This is a genomic window from Pseudomonas lini (assembly GCF_030812475.1).
In the GTDB taxonomy this organism is placed as follows: Bacteria; Pseudomonadota; Gammaproteobacteria; order Pseudomonadales; family Pseudomonadaceae; genus Aquipseudomonas; species Aquipseudomonas lini_A.
The window spans coordinates 816,446-840,099 of record NZ_JAUSSR010000001.1; the positions used below are offsets into that span (position 1 = coordinate 816,446).

At 61.2% G+C, this 23,654-nt stretch carries 22 protein-coding genes and 1 pseudogene; 11 read left to right on the top strand and 12 right to left on the bottom strand.

Annotation, left to right across the window (positions count from 1 at the left end):
- Positions 1 to 14 precede the first annotated feature (14 nt).
- The gene (locus tag J2W17_RS03705) at positions 15 to 404 is read left to right on the top strand and encodes a c-type cytochrome (RefSeq protein WP_307329329.1); all 390 of its coding nucleotides are present in this window, start codon (positions 15 to 17) and stop codon (positions 402 to 404) included.
- A 166-nt stretch (positions 405 to 570) separates the two neighbouring features.
- Here the strand turns inward: J2W17_RS03705 and J2W17_RS03710 are convergent, their stop codons facing one another.
- A complete protein-coding gene (locus J2W17_RS03710; RefSeq protein ID WP_307329332.1) occupies positions 571 to 1,029 on the bottom strand; it encodes an REP-associated tyrosine transposase in 459 nt (152 codons plus the stop codon).
- A 279-nt stretch (positions 1,030 to 1,308) separates the two neighbouring features.
- Positions 1,309 to 1,710, bottom strand: coding sequence for a hypothetical protein (locus J2W17_RS03715; RefSeq protein ID WP_307329335.1), 402 nt, complete (start codon positions 1,708 to 1,710; stop codon positions 1,309 to 1,311).
- A 253-nt stretch (positions 1,711 to 1,963) separates the two neighbouring features.
- On the opposite strand from J2W17_RS03715, the gene J2W17_RS03720 reads away from it, so the two are divergent.
- The gene (locus J2W17_RS03720; RefSeq protein WP_307329339.1) at positions 1,964 to 2,977 is read left to right on the top strand and encodes a GlxA family transcriptional regulator; all 1,014 of its coding nucleotides are present in this window, start codon (positions 1,964 to 1,966) and stop codon (positions 2,975 to 2,977) included.
- Positions 2,978 to 2,989: 12 nt separating this feature from the next.
- Here the strand turns inward: J2W17_RS03720 and J2W17_RS03725 are convergent, their stop codons facing one another.
- Entirely contained in the window at positions 2,990 to 4,306 is a 1,317-nt protein-coding gene (locus J2W17_RS03725; RefSeq protein ID WP_307329342.1) for an L-fuconate dehydratase, read from the bottom strand.
- Positions 4,307 to 4,407: 101 nt separating this feature from the next.
- On the opposite strand from J2W17_RS03725, the gene J2W17_RS03730 reads away from it, so the two are divergent.
- The 8 genes from J2W17_RS03730 to J2W17_RS03765 all read left to right on the top strand — a co-directional run bounded on the left by J2W17_RS03730 (position 4,408) and on the right by J2W17_RS03765 (position 14,949).
- Positions 4,408 to 5,355: a LysR family transcriptional regulator gene (locus tag J2W17_RS03730; protein WP_307329345.1), complete on the top strand. Its 948-nt coding sequence runs from the start codon at positions 4,408 to 4,410 to the stop codon at positions 5,353 to 5,355.
- A gap of 1 nt (position 5,356) precedes the next feature.
- Positions 5,357 to 6,319 (top strand): LysR family transcriptional regulator, encoded by a 963-nt coding sequence (locus tag J2W17_RS03735; protein WP_307329348.1) that lies wholly within the window; start codon positions 5,357 to 5,359, stop codon positions 6,317 to 6,319.
- A gap of 161 nt (positions 6,320 to 6,480) precedes the next feature.
- Positions 6,481 to 8,028 carry a UxaA family hydrolase gene (locus tag J2W17_RS03740; RefSeq protein WP_307329351.1) on the top strand — a complete coding sequence of 516 codons (1,548 nt, stop codon included), beginning with the start codon at positions 6,481 to 6,483 and terminating at the stop codon, positions 8,026 to 8,028.
- 34 nt (positions 8,029 to 8,062) lie between these two features.
- A complete protein-coding gene (locus tag J2W17_RS03745) occupies positions 8,063 to 9,643 on the top strand; it encodes an aldehyde dehydrogenase (NADP(+)) (RefSeq protein ID WP_307329354.1) in 1,581 nt (526 codons plus the stop codon).
- A 16-nt stretch (positions 9,644 to 9,659) separates the two neighbouring features.
- The gene (locus J2W17_RS03750; protein WP_307329357.1) at positions 9,660 to 10,715 is read left to right on the top strand and encodes an Ldh family oxidoreductase; all 1,056 of its coding nucleotides are present in this window, start codon (positions 9,660 to 9,662) and stop codon (positions 10,713 to 10,715) included.
- A 228-nt stretch (positions 10,716 to 10,943) separates the two neighbouring features.
- Positions 10,944 to 12,161, top strand: a complete 1,218-nt coding sequence (locus J2W17_RS03755; protein ID WP_307329360.1) for a fumarylacetoacetate hydrolase family protein — start codon at positions 10,944 to 10,946, stop codon at positions 12,159 to 12,161.
- Between the two features lie 224 nt (positions 12,162 to 12,385).
- On the top strand, positions 12,386 to 13,702 hold the full coding sequence (locus J2W17_RS03760; RefSeq protein WP_307329364.1) for an MFS transporter: 1,317 nt from the start codon (positions 12,386 to 12,388) through the stop codon (positions 13,700 to 13,702).
- A gap of 155 nt (positions 13,703 to 13,857) precedes the next feature.
- Positions 13,858 to 14,949: a GlxA family transcriptional regulator gene (locus tag J2W17_RS03765; RefSeq protein WP_307329367.1), complete on the top strand. Its 1,092-nt coding sequence runs from the start codon at positions 13,858 to 13,860 to the stop codon at positions 14,947 to 14,949.
- Positions 14,950 to 15,039: 90 nt separating this feature from the next.
- Here the strand turns inward: J2W17_RS03765 and J2W17_RS03770 are convergent.
- The 9 genes and pseudogenes from J2W17_RS03770 to J2W17_RS03810 all read right to left on the bottom strand — a co-directional run.
- A pseudogene (locus J2W17_RS03770) lies at positions 15,040 to 15,216 on the bottom strand (SDR family oxidoreductase); the annotation flags it as partial.
- Between the two features lie 52 nt (positions 15,217 to 15,268).
- A complete protein-coding gene (locus J2W17_RS03775) occupies positions 15,269 to 15,430 on the bottom strand; it encodes a DUF2986 domain-containing protein (RefSeq protein ID WP_307329370.1) in 162 nt (53 codons plus the stop codon).
- A gap of 9 nt (positions 15,431 to 15,439) precedes the next feature.
- Positions 15,440 to 16,114, bottom strand: a complete 675-nt coding sequence (locus tag J2W17_RS03780; protein WP_307329372.1) for an NADPH-dependent F420 reductase — start codon at positions 16,112 to 16,114, stop codon at positions 15,440 to 15,442.
- A 104-nt stretch (positions 16,115 to 16,218) separates the two neighbouring features.
- On the bottom strand, positions 16,219 to 16,560 hold the full coding sequence (locus J2W17_RS03785; protein ID WP_307329375.1) for a hypothetical protein: 342 nt from the start codon (positions 16,558 to 16,560) through the stop codon (positions 16,219 to 16,221).
- A gap of 109 nt (positions 16,561 to 16,669) precedes the next feature.
- Positions 16,670 to 17,110 (bottom strand): tryptophan-rich sensory protein TspO, encoded by a 441-nt coding sequence (gene tspO, locus J2W17_RS03790; RefSeq protein ID WP_307329379.1) that lies wholly within the window; start codon positions 17,108 to 17,110, stop codon positions 16,670 to 16,672.
- 173 nt (positions 17,111 to 17,283) lie between these two features.
- Positions 17,284 to 18,006 (bottom strand): DUF4198 domain-containing protein, encoded by a 723-nt coding sequence (locus J2W17_RS03795; RefSeq protein WP_307329381.1) that lies wholly within the window; start codon positions 18,004 to 18,006, stop codon positions 17,284 to 17,286.
- Between the two features lie 15 nt (positions 18,007 to 18,021).
- Positions 18,022 to 20,112 (bottom strand): TonB-dependent siderophore receptor, encoded by a 2,091-nt coding sequence (locus J2W17_RS03800; RefSeq protein ID WP_307329384.1) that lies wholly within the window; start codon positions 20,110 to 20,112, stop codon positions 18,022 to 18,024.
- Positions 20,113 to 20,355: 243 nt separating this feature from the next.
- Positions 20,356 to 20,718: a DUF6124 family protein gene (locus tag J2W17_RS03805; RefSeq protein ID WP_307329388.1), complete on the bottom strand. Its 363-nt coding sequence runs from the start codon at positions 20,716 to 20,718 to the stop codon at positions 20,356 to 20,358.
- Positions 20,719 to 21,461: 743 nt separating this feature from the next.
- Entirely contained in the window at positions 21,462 to 22,385 is a 924-nt protein-coding gene (locus J2W17_RS03810) for a LysR family transcriptional regulator (protein WP_307329391.1), read from the bottom strand.
- 136 nt (positions 22,386 to 22,521) lie between these two features.
- On the opposite strand from J2W17_RS03810, the gene J2W17_RS03815 reads away from it, so the two are divergent.
- Positions 22,522 to 23,577, top strand: coding sequence for a tartrate dehydrogenase (locus tag J2W17_RS03815; RefSeq protein ID WP_307329394.1), 1,056 nt, complete (start codon positions 22,522 to 22,524; stop codon positions 23,575 to 23,577).
- The last annotated feature ends 77 nt before the right edge of the window (positions 23,578 to 23,654 follow it).

Genomic DNA, 23,654 nt, shown 5'->3' on the forward strand with positions numbered 1-23,654 from the left:
CACCTGGAATTGACATGAAGAGCATTGCCTTACTGACCTTCGCCCTGCTGCTCAATGCAGGGCTTTGCAGCGCCCAGGCCGAAGCGGCCGGCGATGCCGAGGCAGGCGGCAAACTGTTCAAGCGGATCTGCGGCGGCTGCCATCAGGTCGGGGCGTCGGCGCGGGGTTCTTTTGGTCCGCAGCTCAACGGGATTTTCGGTCGCCCCTCAGGTAGCACGACGGACTACCTGTACTCCGACGCAATGAAATCGGCCGGCATCGTCTGGACTCGCGAAACCCTGACCGCCTACCTCGAAGACCCGAAGGAAGTGGTCCCCGGAACACGGATGATTTTCTGGGGGCTCAGCGATCCGGAAAAGGTCGAGGATGTGCTGGCTTATCTTCAGACGTTTCAGCCACAGTAATCATGCTGAACATACCCGACCCTTGTAGGAGCGAGCTTGCTCGCGAAAAACCATCAGGCGCATCGGTCCCTCAGGTACAACGTCTACGTTAACGATTTTCACTGTAGGAGCGAGCTTGCTCGCGAAAAACCATCAGGCGCATCGATCTCCCAGGTACAACACGTCTTCACAGCCAGATAGCATCCCACAGCGGATAGTCCCCAACGTGATTGACAAGTCCAGCCCGCAAAGGGTTGGCGATGATGTATCGGGCGGCTGCTTTCAGATCTTCCTCACGACGCAATGCCCGGTCGAAATAACCTTTCTGCCATGGCGTTTCGTGCCGACCTCTCTCCTTGTTAATGGCACGGGCACTTCGAGACTTGGTTGTTTGCATCAGTTTCGGTAAATCACCGTTATGCAACTCAACCAGCCAGTGAAAGTGATCCGGCATCACCACCCAGGCGAGAGAGGTGGCATTTGCGGCCTCCTGAGCTCTTTTGAACTCATGCACCAGCAGGCGTCCGATGCGCCAATCCATGAAGAGCGGTTGCCGTTTATGGGAGACTGCGGTCAGCAGATAGATGCGGCCGGGCTCCGAGCAACGGCCTGTACGTAACAGGTGGGATTGTGGTGTGTTGGACATTCCGTTGTCCTCTTCAGCGATTGAAAGACAAACGGTAGGCACAAAGGGGAGGTTTGTCGCGGTGACAGTGGGTCTGGATATGTCATTCGACTGTGAAGCTATTACAGGCTGAAATCCTGGCAATTATTGTAGGAGCGAGCTTGCTCGCGATGGTCTCAAGAGCAACGCGTTTCTTCAGGAAAAACGCGTTATCGTTAACGTCCATCGCGAGCAAGCTCGCTCCCACACTGGCCGCCATCAAGCAGATGAGGCCGGGTTTTCCTTAGAATAACCATTCATTTATGCCGCACGGCTTTCGATCAAACGATCAGATCCACCTTCGGCAACGCGATTCTCGATCAGACGATCCGAACCATCGGCAGCCACGCGATTCTCGATCAGACGATCCGAGCCATCGGCAGCAACGCGGTTTTCGATCAGACGATCCGAGCCATCGGCAGCCACGCGATTCTCGATCAGACGATCCGAACCATCGGCAGCCACGCGATTCTCGATCAGACGATCCGAGCCATCAGCCGCAACGCGATTTTCGATCAAGCGATCCGAGCCACCCTCAGCCACACGACTTTCAATCAACCGATCCGAACCACCTTCAGCAACTACCGGGTAAGCAGAAGTAGCGGCGAAAGCGTTCACTGCAAAAACCGAGAAAGCGATGCTGAGAAGGACTTGGCGTTTCATGATGGTGTGCTCCGGGGTGTAGTTGTTTGGTATGGAGGCGATGTTACGCCCCGGAGTTTTTAAGAGAACTTCATTGAGTTGATGGTGACTATCAATCCCGTCAATGGCTGCATTAACAAGTTCGCCACGGCTTCCAGCTTGCCTGATCGGTTGCATAATGGTGCTAGGGGTTTTTGCGTTTATGCAGGTAGCATGAACGCTTTACCGGCGCACCAAACCACAGGCTGGTTAACGTAAACGAGTGGATCGAATCTTGATCGAACGACGTCAATTCAGCGGAGGCATGAAGGGTAAAAACCTCCGCTACCTGAATGAAAACTCCGGCCAGGCTGCTCAGATGACCCGAGCGGGCTTTTTGCTGCTCGAGCACTTCTCGCTGCCTGCCTTCACCCAGTCACTGGATACCATTGTCACCTCTAACCTGCTGCGCCCCGGGTTGTTCTCCTCGCGCACGTTCGGCCTGAGTGAGGCAGAAGTCGTCAGCGATCTGGGGCTGGTGATCCGCCCGGATGCACGCCTCGATTGCGCGGCCATCCATGAGCTGGATCTGTTGGTCATCTGCGGCGGTTACAGGACAGAATTGAAGGCCAGCGAAGAGTTCATCAACCTGATGCGCGCGGCGTCGGACCAGGGTGTCACACTGGCCGGATTGTGGAACGGTGCATGGTTTCTCGGCAGGGCGGGCCTGCTCGATGGCTATCGCTGTGCGATCCATCCTGAACATCGCCCGGCACTCGCGGAAATCGCCAAGGCGACCCAGGTCAGCAGCGAACCCTATGTCATCGATCGCGACCGGCTCACGGCGTCGAGCCCTTCCGGCGCCTTCCATATGGCGCTGGACTGGATCAAGGGCCTGCACGACAAAGCCCTGGTCGAGGGCATCGAAGACATCCTGGCATTCGAGGAGTCGCGCTACCGGCGCATCAAGCCCACTGAAAACATCTGCGTCAGCGCGCCCTTGCGCGAAGTGGTGAAGCTGATGGACGCCAACCTCGAAGAGCCGCTGGAGCTGGAGCAACTGGCGGTCTACGCCGGCCGCTCACGTCGTCAACTGGAACGCCTGTTCAAGGAACAACTGGGCACCACGCCGCAGCGCTATTACATGGAGCTGCGGATCACCGAAGCCCGTCGACTGCTGCAGCACACGGAGCTGTCCCAGGTCGATGTGCTGGTGGCCTGTGGCTTTGTTTCGCCCAGTCATTTCAGCAAGTGCTACAGCTCGTATTTCGGCTACAGGCCTTCCAAGGAAAAGCGCCTGGTGAAGTGATGCGACAGAAGATCAGGTGCGGGCGATATCGAGCCACACCTGTCCGTCGGGATACTGGTAGCGCTCCAGGGTTTCAGCGGTCATTTCGATGCTGTAGCCCGCTCGCTGCGGCGGCATGTAGCGGCCGCGGCGGATCACCACCGGGTCGAGGAAGTGCTCGTGCAGGTGGTCGACGTATTCCAGGACGCGGTTGTGCAGCGAGGCCGAGACGGCGATGTAGTCGAACAGGGCGATGTTCTGCACGTACTCGCACAGACCGACACCCCCGCCATGGGGGCAGACCGGCACCTTGAACTTGGCGGCCATCAGCAGCACGATCAGCACCTCGTTCAGGCCACCCAGGCGCGCCGCGTCCAGCTGGCAGAAGTCCAGCGCGCCGGCCTGGAACATCTGCTTGAACATCACCCGGTTGTGGCAATGCTCACCGCTGGCGACGCCGATCGGTGCGATGCGCTGGCGGATGCTGGCATGGCCGAGGATGTCGTCGGGGCTGGTCGGTTCTTCGATCCACAGCGGTTCGAATGCGGCCAGGCGACGCATGTTGGCGACCGACTCATCAACGCCCCAGACCTGGTTGGCGTCCATCATCAGGGTCCGTTCCCAGCCGATTTCTTCGCGCAAAATCGTCGCGCGGCGGATGTCGTCTTCCAGGTTGGCGCCGATTTTCTGCTTGATGTGGGTCCAGCCATCCTCGACCGCCTCGCGGGCCAGTTGGCGCATTTTGTCTTCGCTGTAGCCGAGCCAGCCTGGCGCGGTGGTGTAGCCGGGGTAGCCTTCGCGCAGCATCTGCGCCTCACGCTGGGCCTTGCCCGGCACCTGGCGGCGCAGCAGGGCGATGGCTTCTTCCGGGGTGAGCACGTCGGTGACGTAGCTGAAGTCCAGGCAGCGCACCACTTGTTCCGGGGTCATGTCGGCCAACAGCTTCCATACGGGCTTGCCTTCGTTTTTGGCCCACAGGTCCCAGATGGCGTTGACGATGGCCGCGGTCGCCAGGTGGATCACGCCTTTTTCCGGGCCCAGCCAGCGCAGTTGGCTGTCGCCCACGGTGATGGTGTGCCAGAAGGCGCCCATGTCGGCCACGATCTCTTCCAGGGTCAGGCCGACCACCATGGGGGCCAGGGATTGCACGGCCGCCACGCAGATCTCGTTGCCACGGCCGATGGTGAAGGTCAGGCCGTGGCCTTCCAGGCCGCCCGGGGCGTCGGTGTGCAGCACGACATAGGACGCGGAATAATCCGGGGCGCTATTCATCGCATCGGAGCCGTCCAGGGACAGGGAAGTGGGGAAGCGGATGTCGCGAACGCTCAGCTGGGTGATTCGAATGCTCATGGTGGGCTCTTGTGCTCGATGACCAGTTGGAGACTCGACTGTAGGTCGCCGAGCGATACAGGCATAATCACCGATTCCTAAGTAGCGATACCGGATTTGATATGTCTCCAGGTCCAGCAGCCTCCACGATCCTGCCCCGTAGTTTTGGCGCGCTGAAAATTTCCAGCCGGCAAATCACTTTGCTCACAGCCCTGGGCGAGTTCGGCAACCTGCGCCGTGCGGCCACGGCGATGCACACCACGCAACCGGCCGCCAGCCTGCTGTTGCAGCAACTGGAAGAGCGCCTCGGCGTGCGCCTGTTCGAACGCTTGCCGCGTGGCATGCAGCCGACGCTTTATGGCGAGGTGATGATCCGCTACGCCCAGGGCGCGCTGCATGAATTCGAGCAGGCCCAGGCGCAGATCGCCGAGTTGCAGCGCGGGGCCTTGGGACGAGTGCGGGTCGGCAGCGTGATGGGGCCGGTGCCCCGGCTGCTGACCAAAGCGGTGCTGGCATACAAACGCGATCACCCCAAGGTGCGGATTTCCATTGAGGTGGGGACCAGCGATACCTTGCTGCCGGCCTTGCTGCGCGGCGATTTCGATGTGGTGTTGGGGCGCTTGCCGGACCAGAGCGACAGCCAGGACCTGGACATCGAACTGTTCGACAACGGCGAGCAGATGCGCGTGATCGCCCGGGCGGGTCACCCGTTGGCGGGTGCCTCGCCATTGCAGTTGGCCGACCTGATTGCATTGACCTGGATCCTGCACCCCATCGGCAGCCCCATGCGCCGCCGGGTGGAAACCGCCCTGCAGGCCGCCGGCATGGTGCAATCGCTGGACATTGTCGAAACCGCATCGATCCTCGCAACCACGGCGATGCTCGAGGCGTCGGACATGATCGCAGTGGTGCCCAATGACGTGGCCGAGCATTATGCGCGTTACGGGATGGTCGCTATCCTGCCGGTCGAGTTGCCGATCTCCATGGTCAACATCGGCCTGCTGACCTTGCGTTCCCGGCCAAGGTCGGTGGCGTTGAATACGTTGCTCGACTATTTCAGGGAGCCCTAGCATGCCGTCGGACATTACCCATTCCAGCTTCTGCAACTGGGTGCGCTTCAAGCATCTGGTGCTGATCGACACCCTGGCGCGCACGCGCAACATGCACGCCACCGCCATACGGATGAACCTCAGCCAGCCCGCCTTGAGCAAAATGCTGCGCGACCTGGAAGAGCAGTTCGGCTTTGCCCTGTTCCAGCGCCTGCCACGCAGCATGCCGCCCACGGAGCTTGGCGAGCATGTGGTGCGTTATGCCCAGAATGCGCTGGCCGATTCACACAAGTTCGTCGATCAGGTCAACCGGCTGCGCAAAGGCGGCCACGGCTTTCTCAAGGTGGGCGGGATTTTCGCGGCCACCTCGGTGGTGTTGCCCCAGGCCATCGTCGCGATCAAGGCGCGCAGCCCGTTGCTGTCGATCGAAGTGGTGGAGCAGTCCAGCGATCACCTGCTGGAAATGCTGGAGCAGAACAAGCTCGACCTGATGATCGGGCGCTTCACCGAAGAGCGTTACAGCCAGGTCTTCGACTTCGAACCGTTGGAGCCCGAGCCCTTCAGCCTGGTGGTCAACAGCGGTCATCCGCTGAACGAACTGGCGTGCACACCGCTTGAAGCGCTGGGCCAGTGGCCATGGGTGCTGTACCCGGTCGGCACGCCGATTCGCGATCGTCTTGAGCTGGCGTTCCAGGCGGCCGGCATAGCCTCTCCGTCCGACAGCGTCGAAACCATCTCCATGCAGATGTTCCTGCAACTGCTGCACTCGGGCCCGATGATCGCCATGTTGCCCAGGTCCATGGTGGCCGCGCAGCTGGACAGCGGCCAGTTCAAAGAGCTGCAGACCCCGTTGCGCCTCGCGCAGCTGGAGTACGGCATCATCACCCGCAAGGACGAACCGTTGACTGGTGCTGCCCGGGAATTCGCCGACATCCTGCTCGATTTTGCCCGAGAACGTCGGGAGGAAGGGGGGGGGAGCGATTGATTACTGGCGTTCGATAAGCCAAATCGATAACGCCAGGTTATCGCTTGATCGGATCATCTCATTGGGAATATCGGGGCCGGCTCCCTACAGTTATCGCAGATTCGCCCGGCGCTGCACGGGCGAGGCCATAACAAGAAGTCAGCCGTACCCTGAGAGGTCCCATGCAACTGATTGCGAGAACCCGAACCGGCGACCCTGCCGTGATTCGCCTCAATCCCCTGGACAACGTACTGATTGCACGGCAGGCCCTGCCCGAAGGCCTGAGCCTGGAAGCCGAAGCGGTCACGGTGCGCCAGCCGATACCCTCCGGGCACAAAGTTGCCAGCCAGCGCGTGGCGCTGGGCCAGCCTCTGCGCCGTTATGGGCAGATCATCGGATTCGCTTCGCAGCCCATCGAAGCCGGCGATCACGTGCATGTGCACAATGTGGAGATGGGCGACTTTGCCCGTGACTACGCCTTTGGCGTCGATACCCACACCACGGCGGGCACTGAAGCGGTGTTCCAGGGCATCGTGCGTGCCGATGGCCGCGTCGCGACCCGCAACTATGTCGGCATCCTCACGTCCGTCAATTGCTCGGCGACCGTGGCCCGGGCCGTGGCCGATCACTTTCGCCGGGATATCCACCCCGAGGCGCTCGCCGCCTTCCCGCACATCGACGGCGTCGTGGCGCTGACCCACGGTGCCGGTTGCGCAGTGGACCCCAACGGCGAGGCCTTGGGACTGTTGCGCCGTACGCTCGGGGGCTATGCCGTTCACCCTAATTTTGCCGCCGTGCTGATCATCGGCCTGGGCTGTGAAACCAACCAGATCGAAAGCCTGCTCGAGACGCAGGGGCTCAAGGCCAGCGACCAGTTGCGCGCCTTCACCATCCAAGGCATAGGCGGCACCTCGAAAACCATCGCCAGTGGCATCGAGCAGGTCAAGGCATTGCTGCCCCAGGCCAACCAGGTGCAGCGCGAGCCGGTCAGCGCCCGCCATCTGATCGTCGGCCTGCAATGCGGCGGCTCGGACGGGTACTCGGGCATCACCGCCAACCCTGCCCTTGGCAATGCGGTTGACCGCCTGGTGGCGGCCGGTGGCACCGCGATCCTCTCGGAAACTCCGGAGATCTATGGCGCCGAACATCTGCTGACGCGCCGCGCCGTGAGCCGCGAAGTCGGGGAAAAACTCATCGCGCGCATCCATTGGTGGGAAGACTACTGCCAGCGCATGAACGCCGAACTGAACAACAACCCCTCGGCCGGCAACAAGGCCGGCGGCCTGACCACCATCCTAGAGAAATCCCTGGGCGCGGTGGCCAAGGCCGGCTCAAGCAACCTGGTGGACGTGTACCTGTATGCCGAAGCCGTCCGGGCCAAGGGCCTGGTGTTCATGGACACCCCGGGGTACGACCCGGTCTCGGCCACAGGGCAAGTCGCCGGCGGCGCCAACCTGATCGCCTTCACCACCGGCCGCGGCTCGGCCTACGGCTGCGCGCCGGCGCCGTCAATCAAGCTGGCGACCAACAACCGGGTGTTCGAGTACCAGGAAGAAGACATGGACGTGAACTGCGGCGGCATCGCCGACGGTTCCACCACCATTGAAGAGCGCGGCGCCTACATCTTCGAACAGATGCTGCGCATCGCTTCCGGCGAGCGCAGCAAGAGCGAACAACACGGTTATGGGCAGAACGAGTTCGTGCCCTGGCAGATCGGTGCCGTGACCTGACAGCCCTGCAACCTTCACAAGGCGAAAAAAGCACATGCAAGTTTCCGGATTCAACTTTATCGCGGGCCAGCGCAGCGCCCTGGGCGACACCCTGGTCTATAGCGTCGACGCCCACACCGGCGAACGCCTGCCCAGCGCTTTCCACCAGGCAACCCTGGCGGAGGTCGATACGGCGGTGGCGGCTGCCAGCGCGGCATTCCCATTGTTTCGTAATCTGCCGGCGGTACGCCGGGCGGAATTTCTTGAAGCCATCGCCGACGAGCTCGACGGCCTGGGCGAGGATTTCATTGCCTTGACTTGCCAGGAGACGGCGTTGCCGAGCGCCCGCATCCAGGGTGAACGCGGTCGTACCAGCGGTCAGATGCGCCTGTTTGCCCAGGTGCTGCGCCGTGGCGACTTCTATGGTGCACGGATCGACCAGGCGCTGCCGGCACGCACCCCGATGCCGCGCCCTGACGTGCGCCAGTACCGCATCGGTGTCGGCCCGGTGGCAGTGTTCGGTGCCAGCAACTTTCCCCTGGCGTTCTCCACGGCCGGTGGTGATACCGCCGCCGCCCTGGCTGCCGGTTGCCCGGTGGTGTTCAAGGCCCACAGCGGCCACATGGCCACGGCCGAGCGGGTGGCCGAAGCGCTGATCCGCGCCGCGCAACGCACCGGCATGCCGGCGGGCGTGTTCAACATGATCTTCGGTGCGGGCGTCGGCGAAGCGCTGGTCAAGCACCCGGGCATCCAGGCGGTGGGCTTTACCGGTTCGCTCAAGGGCGGTCGCGCCCTGTGCGACATGGCGGCAGCAAGGCCGCAACCGATCCCGGTGTTCGCCGAGATGTCGAGCATCAACCCGGTGCTGGTCTTGCCCCAGGCCCTGGCGAATCGCGGGGCGCAGATGGCCAAGGAATTGACCGCCTCGGTAGTGCAAGGCTGTGGCCAGTTCTGCACCAATCCAGGCCTGGTGCTGGGGATTCGTTCGCCGGCGTTCAGTGCCTTCATCGAGCAACTGACCGGGCACATGGCCGAGCAGGCGCCGCAGACCATGCTCAATCCCGGGACCTTGAACAGTTACGGCAAAGGCTTGCAGGCGTTGCTGGCGCACCCGGGCATCAAGCACCTGAGCGGCCTGGCGCAAGCGGGCAACCAGGCGCAGCCACAGCTGTTCGAGGCCGATGTCAGCCTGTTGCTGGAACAGGATGAACTGCTGCAAGAAGAGGTGTTCGGCCCTTGCACCGTGGTGGTCCAGGTGGCGGACGAGGCTGAGTTGCTGCGCGCCGTCGCTGCCTTGCGCGGGCAGCTCACGGCCACGCTGCTGGCCGACAACGATGATCTGGCCACCTTTGGCCAACTGTTCAGCGCGCTGGAGGTCAAGGTCGGTCGAGTGCTGCTCAACGGCTACCCGACAGGGGTCGAGGTCTGCGATGCCATGGTCCACGGCGGTCCGTACCCGGCTACGTCCGATGCCCGCGGCACCTCGGTCGGCACCCTGGCCATCGATCGCTTCCTGCGTCCGGTGTGCTACCAGAACGTGCCCGATGCGTTGCTGCCCGATGCCTTGAAGAACGCCAACCCGCTGGGGTTGCAGCGCCTGGTCGATGGCAAGCACAGCACCGCGGCCTTGAATTGAAGACGGAGCAGCAAGCATGACTGAAGGTAAACGCTACGATGCACAAGCGCTCACCACGTTCGTCGAGCAACTGTTCGAAACAGCCGGGGCCGATGCCGCGGTCGCTCAAGTGGTGACCCGGGTGCTGCTCGAAGGTGAACTGCTGGGCCATCGCACCCACGGTCTCAACCTGGTAAGCCGCTACATCGGCGGTATGCTGACCGGGCAGGTCAAGGCCAGTGCCGGGTTGCTCGAGCAGGTCTCGGACAGCGGCATTTCCGCGCTGTTCGACGGCCACTATGTGCTCGGCCCTTATTGTGTCAGTCGCGCTCTGGACTGTGCGGCCAAGGGCGCCACGGAGCAGGGCATAGGGATCGCCGTGGTGCGCCGTGCCTCGCACATCGGGTGCCTGGCCGCTTACCTCAAACCCTTCACCGATCGTGGCCTGGTGGCCATGGTCTATTCGTCGGACCCGTCGGTGGGGCTGGTGTGCGCCCATGGCGGCATCGATCCGATCTACACGCCGAACCCGATTGCCGCCGGCATCCCGACCCGGGGCGAACCGATCCTGCTGGATGTGAGCATGTCCACCGTGACCCTGGGCCTGGTCGGCCAGTGCCGCGAGGCGGGCAAGCCACTGCCGCACCCGGTGCTGATGAGCAACAAGGGACAGGTGACCGACGATCCGGCCGACTTCTTCACCACGCCACCGGGCAGCATCCTGCCCCTGGGCGGCCAGGCCTTTGGCCACAAGGGCTTTGCCCTGGCGATTCTGGTCGAGGCCCTGACCTCGGGGTTGGCCGGCCATGGGCGCAAGGACGCGCCGGACCAGTGGGGCGCCTCGGCCACGGCCGTGGTGATTGACCCGCGCTTCTTTGGCGGGCTGGACGCCTTCACCGACGAGAGTTCGTTCCTGAGCAAGCTGATCCTGGCCAGCCGTCCGGTCGACCCCGAGCACCCGGTGCGCCTGCCAGGCCAGGCCGGCCTGAAGCTGCGCGAGCAAGCCCTGCGCGAAGGCGTGAGCCTGGCGCAGAAGGTGGTCGATGACCTCAACCAGACCGCCGGGCAGTTACAGCTGCCGGCACTTTCCTGATGCCCCTTGCCCCCTGTAGGAGCGAGCTTGCTCGCGATGGTCGTCAACGATAACGCGTGCTTCCTGATTGAACGCGCAACCCTGTAGGAGCGAGCCTGCTCGCGATGGTCGTCAACGATAACGCGTGCTTCCTGATTAGACGCGGCGCCCTTTGGTCCATCGTCGGAACGCCGCCCGGAGCAAGCTCGCTCCTACACATACACACACAACGACAACAAGAGTGCAGACATGACCAACGAATCGACATCACAAGCACCGCTGCCGTTGAGCAGCAACCCCGCCGCCTTCAACACCGGCACCTGGGTCGGACGCGTCTGGCTGCCCGGTCAGGGCCCGGCCGTGGTGCTGGTCAAGGCCGGCGCCGTGCACGATATCAGTGCCCATGTGGCGACCGTTTCGGCACTGCTTGAAGTGGCTGACCCGGTGAAGTATCTGCGCGCATTACCCTTGGCCGACGCCTTGATCGAGTTGCCCGCGCTGCTGGACAACAGCGACCCGAGCCAACGGGACGACAACCGGCCATGGCTGCTGGCGCCGATCGACCTGCAAGCGGTCAAGGCCGCTGGCGTGACCTTCGCCGCCAGCCTGCTGGAGCGTGTGGTCGAAGAGCAGGCCAAGGGCGATCCGGCCAAGGCCGACGCGATCCGCGACACCCTGGCCAGCCGCATCGGTGCCGACCTGTCGCAGATCGTCCCGGGCTCGGCCCAGGCCGAAGCCTTGCGCAAGGTGCTGGTGGAGCAGGGCCTGTGGTCGCAGTACCTGGAAGTGGGCATCGGCCCGGACGCCGAAATCTTCACCAAGGCCCAGCCGCTGTCGGCGGTCGGTCACGGCGCCGACATCGGCATTCACCCCAAGTCGAGCTGGAACAACCCGGAACCGGAGGTGGTGCTGGCGGTGTCGAGCACCGGCAGCATCCAGGGCGCCATGCTCGGCAACGACGTCAACCTGCGCGACTTTGAAGGGCGTAGCGCGTTGCTGCTGAGCAAGGCCAAGGACAACAACGCCTCCACCTCGCTGGGGCCATTGCTGCGCCTGTTTGACGAGACCTTCAGCCTCGATGACGTGCGTAACGCCGAAGTGGATCTGCGCGTGGAAGGCCAGGATGGTTTCATCATGGAAGGCCGCAGTTCCATGCGCCAGATCAGCCGCGATCCGCTCGATCTGGTCCAGCAGACCCTCAACGAAAACCATCAATATCCCGACGGCCTGGTGCTGTTTCTCGGTACGCTGTTCGCCCCCAAGCAGGACCGCGACCAGCCGGGCAGCGGCTTCACCCACAAGCCGGGTGACCTGGTTGCCATCAGCAATGCGCAGCTGGGGACCTTGTGCAACCGCGTGACCACCAGCGACCAGGCACCGCGCTGGGACTTCGGCCTGCGCTCGTTGATCGACAGCCTGAGCCGACGCGGCCTGCTGGAGGCAGCGGTAACAGCACGCCACCCCTGATTTTTCTGTAGGCCCCATTCCCCTGTAGGAGCTGGCTTGCCAGCGAAAGCGGTGGATCAGTCAAAATTGTATCGCCTGAACGGACGCTTTCGCCGGCAAGCCAGCTCCTACCGGGGGGAGTGTGTCAGTAACGATTTTTTTTAGGACCCAGGGATGAGCGTGGCACCGGATGATGGATCGGCCCGGTCTTGAACCGCTGCAATAACAATAATAAAGGCCATCAGATGAAACCACTGAAGAAGTATCAAAGCATCACCGTTGTCTTCCTGTTATTGATCGGTATCGTCAACTACCTGGACCGCAGTGCGTTGTCGATTGCCAACACCTCGATCCAGAAAGACATGATGATCAGCCCCTCGCAGATGGGCATCCTGTTGTCGGCGTTCTCCATCGCCTACGCCTTTGCGCAGTTGCCGATGGGCATGATCATCGACCGCCTGGGCAGCAAGATCGCCCTGGGCGCTTCGTTGCTGGCCTGGTCGGTGGCTCAGTCGACGTTCGGGATGGTCAACAGCTTCGCCGGCTTCATGGGCCTGCGCGTGCTGCTGGGGATTGGCGAGGCGCCGATGTTCCCTTCGGCGGCCAAGGCCCTGTCCGAGTGGTTCGATGCCAACGAGCGCGGCACGCCGACCGGGATCGTCTGGTCGTCGACCTGCATCGGCCCATGCCTGGCACCCCCCTTGCTGACACTGTTCATGGTCAACTTCGGCTGGCGCGGGATGTTCATCATCACCGGCGCGATCGGTATCGTCCTGGCCGTGTGCTGGTTGGCCTTCTACAAGAGCAAGGCGCAATACCTGGCCGAACTTGCGGCTGAAGGCAAGCCGTTGCCGACAGAGAAAACAGCCCCGGTGCAAGCGGCCGACCCGCAGGCACCGAAGGTCTCCTACTTTGCCGGCTGGCTTGACCTGTTCAAGCATCGCAGCACCTGGGGCGCGGTCCTGGGCTTCATGGGTGTGATCTACATGCTGTGGCTGCACCTGACCTGGTTGCCGGGCTACTTCGAACGCGAACATGGCATGAACCTGTACAAGACCGCATGGCTGGTATCGCTGGCCTATGGCTTCGGTGCGGTAGGCACCATCGTCGCCGGGCGCTTCTGTGACGGGCTGGTGCGCCGTGGCATGAGCATCCTGGCCAGCCGCAAGTCTGGCGTGATCACCGGCCTGGTGCTGGCTGCGCTGTTCACCGTGCCGCTGTCGTTTGTCACCGGGCTGACCGGTTGCATCATCCTGCTGTGCCTGGCGCTGTTCAGCATCAACATGGCCAGCGCCACCGCCTGGATGATCGTCAACACCATCGTCGACAGCCGCCGGGTGGCCTCGTTCGGTTCGATCCAGAACTTCGGTGGCTACATCGCCGGTTCCGTCGCGCCGATCGTTACCGGCTTCAGCATCCAGTACTCGGGTTCGTTCAATACCGCGTTCATGATCAGTGCGGTAGTGGCGCTGTGTTCGGCCCTGGCGTACTACCTGCTGCTCAACGCACCGATCAGCGATGCCGAGCCTGCACCCGAACACATCGTTGGTGTGACCGAGTAAGGGCCTCAAGAGGATACGTGCCAGTGCATGTCGAAATCAGACTCGCATCTGGCGCGCCCAGGCTACTTGCGTTGGAGGTCAGTCGCGTAAGGTGACGTGTCGTTTCATATCCCGGTGTGAAGGCGCGTTACCGCTCACTGCGAGGCTAATTTTCGATGGCATATGACACCTCCAGGGCCGTTCCTCTCCAGACCATTGGTTTTCTGCTGCTGGACCAATTCACCTTGATCTCCCTGGCGTCCGCTGTAGAACCCCTGAGAATGGCCAATCAGTTGACCGGTCAAGAACTGTACCGTTGGCACACGTTCACCCTGGGGGGCGCGCAGGTGTGGGCAAGCGACGGCATGCCGATCACGCCGGATTCGTCGATCGATGACGCAACGTCGCTGGATACGGTGATCGTCTGCGGCGGCACTGGCGTGCAAAGCGCTGTGACCCGGGAACACATTACCTGGTTGCGAGCCCAGGCGCGGCGCTCGAAGCGGATGGGGGGCGTGTGCACAGGCAGTTGGGCCCTGGCCCAGGCTGGCTTGCTCGATGGCTTCGATTGCAGCGTGCACTGGGAATTCCTGGCGGCCATGCAGGAAGCCTTTCCGCGGGTGAACCTCAGCTCCAGTTTATTTACCCTCGACCGGGACCGCTTCACCAGCTCCGGCGGCACCGCGCCAATGGACATGATGCTGCACCTGATCAGTCGCGATCATGGTCATGAACTGTCAGCGGCCATCTCGGACATGTTTGTCTACGAGCGAATCCGCAACGAGCAGGATCACCAGCGAGTGCCCCTCAAGCACATGCTCGGTACCCATCAGCCGAAGTTGCAGGAAATCGTGGCCTTGATGGAGGCCAATCTGGAAGAACCGATCGAGCTCGACGAGCTGGCAAATTATGTCGGCTTGTCCCGTCGACAGCTGGAGCGGCTGTTTCAGAAATATCTGAAATCCTCGCCTTCGCGGTATTACCTCAAGCTGCGCCTGATCCGCGCGCGTCAGTTGCTCAAGCAAACGTCGATCTCCATCGTGGAGTTGTCGGTGGTGTGTGGCTTTGTCTCTACCCCCCACTTTTCAAAGTGCTATCGCGAGTGTTTCGGCATTCCGCCGAGCGATGAGCGCCTGGTGGCGCAACCGCAGCTGCAAGTGAAGGAAAAACCGATCGGGCAGGCATTGCCATCGGCAAGGCAGGTGAGTTTGCTGGAACAGGCTCGTGATGAGTCGACATTCGCGAGTATCAAGATTGTGAAACCCTGAATGCACGGTGAATTCTGGGTTCAGCTTCGGAATCTGAGCGTGGTTGAAGGGGCCTCGCCGAAACGTTTCTTATATTCCTGTGCAAACCTTCTGTTCGGCGCTCAATGCGGGCAGGCGATGGCCTGATTGCGAGGCGATGACGTTGCCGAATTCCTCGAGCACCACGGCCGTTCCATACAGATCCACGCGAAGAATGGTTTCTGGCGGGGCTTGAGAAGGGTAAACGCCGGCGGCGTGGATGACCCCGCTGATCTCGCCGATGGCCGCTCAACAATATAGCCTTGGCCCTATAGTTTAATGAGGAGTACTCATCAATGGTTCAGCTCTCGAAGGAACTGATTGAGTCATCACCGGATTCAGCAGCCAGTTTCAATCGGTCAGCTTTACTGATGTATCTGGACTTGTTTGCCGGGGCCAACTTGGCACTGGCCTTTTTGGCGTGAGCCTTTAACAACTGCTTTATTTTTTTCTGACGATTCATATTCTCTGCTCAGTTTGTTTGCTTGCGCTTGAGATCGGCCTCGTTCCAGACGCCGCTGAGCGGACCGTTCGGCAAGCCGTCCCTGGCCCGCGCCAGCGGGAAAATGACCGGCACGAAGCCGCTGTCGCGCACCAACCGGGCTCCGAGTTCCCGAGCCTGGCCATCGTCGGCGAAAACGGGAATTGCCTTGCCTTTGCCCGCCTGGTCTTTCATCGATGTGTAGCTGATGGCGTTGAACGCCCGCACCAGGTGCACCCCGGGCAGGTAGTGCTGGTCCGCCAAGGCAACACCCTCATCCAGCGCCTTGCGCCCGACGTCTCCGTCACGGCCGCTGAACGGGTTGCTGGTACTGAACACCACCTTGCCGTCCAGCTTGCCCTTCAGCTGTTCGGACAGCACCGGCATCGCACCGTAGGGCACACTCAACACGATCACATCGCCCCATGCCGCAGCATCGCTTACCGAGCCTGCCCGAGCATTGGGGCCGGCGCTCTTGACCAGGTCCGTGAGTTCCTCGGGGTGACGTGACGAAAACATCACCGAGTGGCCGGCCTTCACCCATAGCGTGCCAAGCGTACCGCCGACCTTGCCGGCGCCGATCACGCTGATCTTGAGAGCGTCCGCCATCGCCTGGCTGGTGCACAGGACCAGGCTGGCGAACATCAAAAAGAGGATCTTGGGCATGCGCGGTGCTCCTGCGTTGGAAAGCAGTCTTGTATTCACCGTAGTAGAGGCTGCCTATAAACGAAAGGTATACGGGTGCCGCGGACCACCGTTGTGAAGCGCCCTTACATCGGCTTTACCGAAACCACTTCGACAAACCTGAATTTCTTCCTGGCCGCCTTGGTCGCTTCCTGCTCTGCCAGAAGGGTACTCAGCGTATCCGCCTCATGGATCATTTCCTGCATCTTGCCCTCGAATTCATTGCCCACCCGCAGCGTGACTCTCAACCTGGGCGTGAACGCTTTCGAGACTTTCTTTTTCTCCGCCACCTTTACCGGTTTTTCCGGTGGTGCGATCACGATATCCGGCACAGTCTCTTCCACCGGTATGGCGCTAGCCTGCTCAACGGGCTCGGGGTCGCCGAACAGCGCCCGGCGCATCTCTTCTTCAGTCAGTTTTTCGTTCATGGAATTTCTCGGAAAGGGTGTTTAATACACACCGCCTTATTCTACCAGCAAGACCGGTCCTGATGGCTGTGGCAGATATTACGGTTAATGGCCCGTACGAAATTGACCCTCAGCGATTATGACGCAAGATGGAAAAATTCAACGCCGCGGCGACACACAGCCACACAAGGTAGGGAAACAGAATCAAGCCAGTGATCACGTCCAGTTGCATGGCCATCACCACCATTGCAGCAACCACAAGCCAGAGCACCGTCAGGATCACCATGCCGGCGAAAATATGGTGTGCGCCGAAGAACACCGGCGTCCACAGGGTATTGAGCGCAATCTGCGCCGCCCATAACGCCAAGACCACCTGACTTCCCGGTATCAATGTCAACCGGTACCCGGCCCAGGCGAGCAACAGATAGATAAACGACCAGGCGACCGGAAACAGCCAGTTGGGTGGCGTGAAGTCTGGCTTAACGAGAGATTCGTACCATTGGCCTGGTTTGAAAAGGATGCCCGTGCTCGCGGCAGCACCGCAGGCTAATAAAAATATAAAAAAGGTCATACCTGTCCTTGGCTGAGTGTCAGCGATATGGGGTTGTAAATTCTTGTCGGCAGTCTCAAAGAGAAGATGCCTGGTGAAGTGAAAAGTTTAGTCGTTAAACACAGTTAAGCGGACGGATCCATTCTTTTATAAAAATCCGTCCGCTTCTCAGTCCTTTTCGGTCACGCAGGGCCTTATTCGTGGTGCGGCTCGCCAACGAACGTCAGCGAACTGAACAAGCTCTGCTTGTCGACAGGCGCTCCTTTGGGCATCGGCAGCGTGAGTTGGGCGGCGATGATATTCAGCCCTTCGTTGCGCACCTTGACGCGTGCGCGGCCTTCCTTGTCGGTCTTGCCGCTGATTTCATGGGGTGCGCCGCGGTAGTCGCCATAGAGCTCGATATCGGACGCGGGTTTGCCGTCGATCAACACCTGCACTTGCAGCTCATTGCCCGGGCCGACTTTCAGCGGGTCGCTTTGCGGGATGATCGCCAGGCGCAACATGTCCAGCTTCGGCAGGCGCGCGCCTTCCTGATAGATCGCCAGGCTGTACTTGAAACTGTGGGTCGACGCGATGGCGTCCTGCACCTGGGTACGGTCTTGATTGACCCATCGCTTGTCCGGGGTCTGCGACCAGGGGCCGTTGTCCAACAGCACGGCCATGATTGCCGGTGGACGCAGCGGCTGCAGGCGGGCGTGGTCTGCCAGGCGCTGGACGGTCACGGGGATCATTTTGCCGGCCGCATCAAACGCCCAGCCGCCCTTGATCTTCTCGGCTTTGAAGGGGCCGTCCTCGGCGCCATGGCCATACACCACCTCGATGTTGCCTCGGCGTTCCTCGGTCCACAGGCCGTGGGCGCTGGCCTGTGTGGTGATGACGAGCGCCAGGGCGGCGGCGATTTTCAGTGACGATTGCATGGTGAATCCTTTCGATCAGAGGTTGAGGGTCAGGCTGACGCTGAGGTTGCGCGGATCGCCCGGCATGACCCAGGCGCTGTTATAGGAGCGTTCGTAGTACTTGCGGTTGAACAGGTTGTTGAGGTTCAGCCCGACGGTGACCTCCTCGCTGGCTTGGTAATGGGCGAGCAGGTCGACGGTGCTGTAGGAGGGGAGGGTGAAAGCGCTGCCGGTCTGACCCGAGCGCTCGCCCACGTAGCTCACGGCTGCGCCGATATCCGAGCCCCGCAAGGCGCCGTTCTGAAACTCGTGCACGGCCATCAGGCTGCCGCTGTGTCGGGCGATGCCGAGCAGGTCGCTGCCTTCGGGGATGGCCGCGTCGCCCTTGGTCACTTCGGCGTCTATATAGGCGTAGGCGCCGATCACACGCAGGGCCTCGGTGACCTGGCCGCTGAACTGCAGGTCCAGGCCCTGGCTGCGGGCCTTGCCTGCGGCGATGCTGTCACCCAGGGCATCGGTGGTGATGACATTTTCCTTGTCGATGTGGAACAGGGCGATCGTCGCTCCGATGCGGCTGTCGAAGAGATCGAGTTTCAGGCCGCTCTCATAGCCCAGGCCCTTTTCAGGCTTGTACACCTGACCCTGGGTGCCGACGGTATTGGGCTTGAACGAAGTGGAGGCGTTGGCGAACACGCCGACTTGCGGCGTCAGTTGGTAGAGCAGGCCGATGCGCGGGGTTGCGACGTCCTTTTCCTGGCTGTTGCTCACACCCGTGGTGCGGTTCAGCGAAGTCTGCTCGATGCGCTCCAGGCGCACCCCGATCAGCCCGCGCAGGCGTTCGGTAAAAGTGATCTGGTCCTGAAGGTTGAGGGCGTAGCTCTCGGTGTGCTCGAAGAAGTCGTTGGCACGGGTCAGGGCCGGTTTGGGCTGACCGTAGACCGGGTTGTAGATGTCCAGGCCATAGCTCAGCAGCGTGGCACTCTGGGGATACTTCTGGCTGTTGCGGTAATTCTCGTATTCCAGACCGGTCAGCGTCTGATGCTGCCAGCCGCCGAGCTCGAAGTGGCCGTGCAGCTCGGCCTGGGTGATGCTGTCGTTCCACTCGAAATCACGCTCGCGGTAGAAACGGCTGATGGTCGTGCCGACCAGGACCTGGGGTTCCGAACTCGCGCCCTTGAGCGTGCCCTGGGTGTAGTGGTTGGCCAGGCGCAGTTTCCAGTCGTCGCTCAGGTAGTGCTCCAGCGCCAGGTCGATGGTCTGGTTGTCGTTGCGGATCTGGCCGTCGTCGGGCTCGCCGACGAAGGTCGAGCGCTTGACCGAGCCCAGCTCACCATTGACCGCAGGAATGCCACGGTCGAACACCGATTCGGTGCGGGAAAACTCGGTGTCGAGCATCAGCCGGGTGTCCGGGGAAATCTGCCAGCTCAGCGACGGGCTGACAATGCGTCGTTCGTTGCCGACATGGTCGCGGAAGCTGCCGTTGTCCTCGACCGCCAGGTTGACCCGAGCCAGCAAGTTGCCCTCGCTGTCGAGCGGGGCGTTGACGTCCAGGTTGCTCCGATAGCGATCCCAGGTGCCCGCGCTGACATTCAGGGTGCTGAAGGTTTCCGCCTGAGGACGCTTGGTGACGATATTGACCAGGCCACCGGGATCGCCGCGACCGTAGAGGCTGGCCGCCGGCCCCTTGAGCACTTCGATGCGCTCGATGTTGGAAGTGTCCGGCGAGCTGTAGCTGCCACGATTGATCGCGAAGCCGTTCTTGTACAACTCACCGGTGGTGAAGCCACGCACGCTGTAGTTGAGGAAGGTCAGCCCGCCGAAGTTGTTCTGGCGCGCCACGCCACCGGCGAAATCCAGGGCGCGGTCGATGCGGGAGGTATTGAGGTCCTGGATCACCTGGGCGGGGATAACGTCAATGCTCTGCGGGGTGTCACGGATGTCCGTGTCGGTGCGGGTGGCCGTGGCCGAGCGGGTGGCGCGATAACCACGCACCGGGCCGTCGGCGCGTTCTTCGATAAATGAATCGGTGATGGATAGCTCGTCCAGCACCAGGGTTTCTGCCGCTGATAGCGGTTGTTCAAATAGCCCGAGGGTGAGTCCTGCCAGCAGCGGCGCGTAGTGTTTCAAAATGGGTTCTCCGTTGATTATGTAATAACATAACATTTATCAGTTGGGAGGCACTACTGCTGTCATGGGATTGCGTCGGCGCGGGGCGGTGGAGATGCAAGCTGCCGGGACGCTGGCGTTGTTAGAGGTGTTTGAATGTTCGATTGAGCCGCGGCGGGTTTCGCTACTGGGATGAGCATCCGCTGAAATGCGGTCCCCAAAAAAAGGGACCGCTGCATAGCCTGCATCGCGGACGCGTTTGCCTTAGGCGGATGGATCGATCTGATCCAGCATCCGGTTCGCCGTGATTTCCGCGAGCATGATGCTGTTGGAAATGCCCAGCAGGGCGTTGCGCGACCCCCCGTCCAGATGATCCACCAGGTGATGGACCATTACATCGACTGAGGCCAGGGTTTCGACGAGATAAACCGCCAGGGTTTCGGTCGTGGCCTGCGGGTCGATGGTAAACAGGGTGCTGGGAGTGCGCGGGGCGGCTTTGATGTCGGCAGTGGAGGGGAAGTGGAATTTGAGGGCGCGTTCGGCAGCCTCGTTGAGTTTGTTTGAGTCGGGGCTTTGGCAGGGGGGTGCCGGATCAGTTTCCGGCGGGTTTGGTGAAGGCTTTTTCATTCGCTAAGTCCTTGCATGGAGCGCCACCCTTCTTGCTGCTAAACGAAAAGGGAGGCAGCTGTACGCAGGTTAGCAGACCGGGGACCTAGCAAACCGGCGCGCCCGAAGGCGCCCTGCGCACAGCTACCATCAAGTACAGGCATGGTAATGCCTTGTCTGATAGAGCTTGTGCATTCACTAGGAAACTACGGGCTGCTAAACCCGATCACTGATGGGCAGTGACGCGAATCAAGTTACCGAGCAGCCCCAAAGCGCACAAGCCGGCGGATTCTGGCGTACCCGTAGGCAACGGCGCAAGGTCTTGTAGCTTTCAGGAAGTAATCAGTAGGACGCTTAAACATGCATCTTTCGCGGGTGTTTAATTTGCTTGATCGAACATTGCTGCACGCCTGATTTCCGCACTCCGCCAGCGCCAGCGGCAGGTATGCGGTGCGCCTCAAGTCGGTTCATTCAGGGCGAGGTTGGAGGGTCTTTTTCAATCATGGGGAGGTAGGAGACATGTGGTCTAAATCGCGCTACACAGTCGGCGCCCAAGACTATATGACTGGCACAAAAAAATGCTGCCCACTGCCCACTGTAGGAGCGAGCTTGCTCGCGATGGTCGTTAACGATAACGCGTGTTTGCTGGTTAAACGCGGTGCTCTTGAATCCATCGTCGGAACGCCGCCCGGAGCAAGCTCGCTCCTACAGGGGCCGCATTCGCTTAACAGATCGGCATTGCACTTTTGGGCGGCACTTCTGCTTCACTCGGTCCCAGACTCCACTCCCTCCAGATGATCAATGTGCTTGAATCTCTTGACCAGAAAATCAATCAGGCTGCGCACTCGCGCCGACAGGTGCAGCTGCTGCGGATACACGGCGTAGACATCGGCGCGGGTGGGGGTCTGGTCTTCCAGCACCAGGCGCAGGCGGCCACTGCGCACATAGCGGGCGATGTCCCATTCGGCCCGCAGCAGAATGCCGTGACCTTCCAGTGCCCAATTCAGGGCCACTTCACCGTCGTTGCACCCTAGCGCGCCGCGCACTTTGACGTTTTGCGTGCGCCCGCCGTTGGTAAAGCTCCACACGCCGTAGGGCGTTTCGTTTTGCCGCAGGAAGATGCAGTTGTGTTGTTGCAGATCCGCGAGGCGTTGCGGCACGCCATGTTTTTCCAGGTACAGCGGCGAGGCGCATAACAGGCGGCGGTTGGAAGCGATCTTGCGGGCATGGAAGGCGGCGTCCGGCAGCATGCCGAAACGAATGCCCAGGTCAAACCCGTGGGTCGTCAGGTCGAGTGGGTGGTCAGTGATTTCCAGCTGTATTTCCACCTCCGGGTATTGCGCGAAGAACGCGCCCAATGCGGGGCCGATGTAGCGCCGGCCGAACCCCAGCGAGGCGTTGACACGAATCAGCCCTTTGGGGGTCGCCCGACTGCTGCTGATCAACTGCTCGACTTCATTGATCTGCGTGAGGATGCGCGTGGCATGGGAGAAATACAGCTCGCCTTCCGGGGTCAGGCTCATCGAGCGCGTGGTGCGGTTGACCAGGCGTGTGCCGAGACGCGCTTCCAGGGCGGTCAGGCGTTTGCTCACGGCCGGTGGCGTGACGCCCAGCTCTCGAGCCGTGGCGGCCAGGCTGCCTTTATTGGCCAGCAGGTAGAAAAAAGACAAATCCAGGGTTTGGCTCATTCGTAACTCAAATTCATGTATGTAGTTATTTTGGGTAACTCCCGCGTATTTGCTCACTACATATACTCCGCTCACACCCTGATTGAACAGCCCGTTCAACAGGCACAACAAAAACGTGACGAGAGTGGAGTTGACCATGAGCGCATACAAAATTGCTGCAGTTCCAGGTGACGGCATCGGTGTTGAAGTGATCGCCTCCGGTGTCGAGGTGCTGCAAGCCCTGTCGAAAAAGGCCGGCTTCGAACTGGATTTCAAACACTTCGACTGGAATTCGGATAACTACCTGAAAAACGGTTACTACATCCCCGAAGGCGGGCTGGAGGAACTGAAAACCTTCGACGCGATTTTCTTCGGCGCGGTCGGTGCGCTCAACGTGCCGGATCACATTTCCCTGTGGGGCCTGCGCCTGCCGATCTGCCAGGGCTTCGACCAGTACGCCAACGTACGTCCGGCGCGCGTGCTGCCAGGGGTTAAAAGCCCGCTGCTCAATGGTGATCAGATCGACTGGGTGGTGGTGCGTGAAAACTCCGAAGGCGAGTACTCCGGCAATGGCGGCCGTGTGCACCGGGGCTTGCCGGAAGAAGTGGCCACGGAAGTGTCGGTGTTCACCCGTGCCGGGGTCGAGCGCATTCACCGCTTCGCTTTCGAACTGGCCCGTAGCCGTCCGCGCAAGCACCTGACCATGGTGACCAAGTCCAACGCGCAGCGTCACGGCATGGTGTTGTGGGACGAGATCTTCTACGAAGTGGCCAAGGATTTTCCTGACGTCAAAATCGACAAGGAACTGGTCGATGCCGTGACCACGCGCATGGTGCTCAAACCGTCGACGCTGGACGTGATCGTCGCCACCAACCTGCACGCCGACATCCTCTCCGATCTGGCCGCCGCATTGTCCGGCAGCCTGGGCATTGCGCCGACCGCCAACCTCAACCCGTCGCGCAAATTCCCTTCGATGTTCGAACCGATCCATGGCTCGGCCTTCGACATCACCGGCAAAGGTGTCGCCAACCCGATCGCGACATTCTGGACGGCGGCGATGATGCTCGAACACCTTGGCGAAGCCGCTGCGGCCAAGCATTTGATGTCGGCCATCGAGGCGGTGACCGAGAGCGGTCTGCATACCCCCGATCTCGGTGGCAACGCCACCACCCGCCAGATCACGGAAGCGATCATTGCGTTGATCAACCGCTGATATTAATCGGCGATTCAAGCTGCGGCACCACGCCTTGGGGCGATCACCGATCCGCCCCTTGGCCTTTCCTGACAACA

Coding starts and splice junctions, on each gene's coding strand:
- J2W17_RS03705 (WP_307329329.1), top strand. CDS start 15: ATGAAGAGCATTGCCTTACTGACCTTCGCCCTGCTGCTCAATGCAGGG.
- J2W17_RS03710 (WP_307329332.1), bottom strand. CDS start 1,029: ATGTCCAACACACCACAATCCCACCTGTTACGTACAGGCCGTTGCTCG.
- J2W17_RS03715 (WP_307329335.1), bottom strand. CDS start 1,710: ATGAAACGCCAAGTCCTTCTCAGCATCGCTTTCTCGGTTTTTGCAGTG.
- J2W17_RS03725 (WP_307329342.1), bottom strand. CDS start 4,306: ATGAGCATTCGAATCACCCAGCTGAGCGTTCGCGACATCCGCTTCCCC.
- J2W17_RS03730 (WP_307329345.1), top strand. CDS start 4,408: ATGTCTCCAGGTCCAGCAGCCTCCACGATCCTGCCCCGTAGTTTTGGC.
- J2W17_RS03735 (WP_307329348.1), top strand. CDS start 5,357: ATGCCGTCGGACATTACCCATTCCAGCTTCTGCAACTGGGTGCGCTTC.
- J2W17_RS03740 (WP_307329351.1), top strand. CDS start 6,481: ATGCAACTGATTGCGAGAACCCGAACCGGCGACCCTGCCGTGATTCGC.
- J2W17_RS03745 (WP_307329354.1), top strand. CDS start 8,063: ATGCAAGTTTCCGGATTCAACTTTATCGCGGGCCAGCGCAGCGCCCTG.
- J2W17_RS03750 (WP_307329357.1), top strand. CDS start 9,660: ATGACTGAAGGTAAACGCTACGATGCACAAGCGCTCACCACGTTCGTC.
- J2W17_RS03755 (WP_307329360.1), top strand. CDS start 10,944: ATGACCAACGAATCGACATCACAAGCACCGCTGCCGTTGAGCAGCAAC.
- J2W17_RS03760 (WP_307329364.1), top strand. CDS start 12,386: ATGAAACCACTGAAGAAGTATCAAAGCATCACCGTTGTCTTCCTGTTA.
- J2W17_RS03765 (WP_307329367.1), top strand. CDS start 13,858: ATGGCATATGACACCTCCAGGGCCGTTCCTCTCCAGACCATTGGTTTT.
- J2W17_RS03775 (WP_307329370.1), bottom strand. CDS start 15,430: ATGAATCGTCAGAAAAAAATAAAGCAGTTGTTAAAGGCTCACGCCAAA.
- J2W17_RS03780 (WP_307329372.1), bottom strand. CDS start 16,114: ATGCCCAAGATCCTCTTTTTGATGTTCGCCAGCCTGGTCCTGTGCACC.
- J2W17_RS03785 (WP_307329375.1), bottom strand. CDS start 16,560: ATGAACGAAAAACTGACTGAAGAAGAGATGCGCCGGGCGCTGTTCGGC.
- tspO (WP_307329379.1), bottom strand. CDS start 17,110: ATGACCTTTTTTATATTTTTATTAGCCTGCGGTGCTGCCGCGAGCACG.
- J2W17_RS03795 (WP_307329381.1), bottom strand. CDS start 18,006: ATGCAATCGTCACTGAAAATCGCCGCCGCCCTGGCGCTCGTCATCACC.
- J2W17_RS03805 (WP_307329388.1), bottom strand. CDS start 20,718: ATGAAAAAGCCTTCACCAAACCCGCCGGAAACTGATCCGGCACCCCCC.
- J2W17_RS03810 (WP_307329391.1), bottom strand. CDS start 22,385: ATGAGCCAAACCCTGGATTTGTCTTTTTTCTACCTGCTGGCCAATAAA.
- J2W17_RS03815 (WP_307329394.1), top strand. CDS start 22,522: ATGAGCGCATACAAAATTGCTGCAGTTCCAGGTGACGGCATCGGTGTT.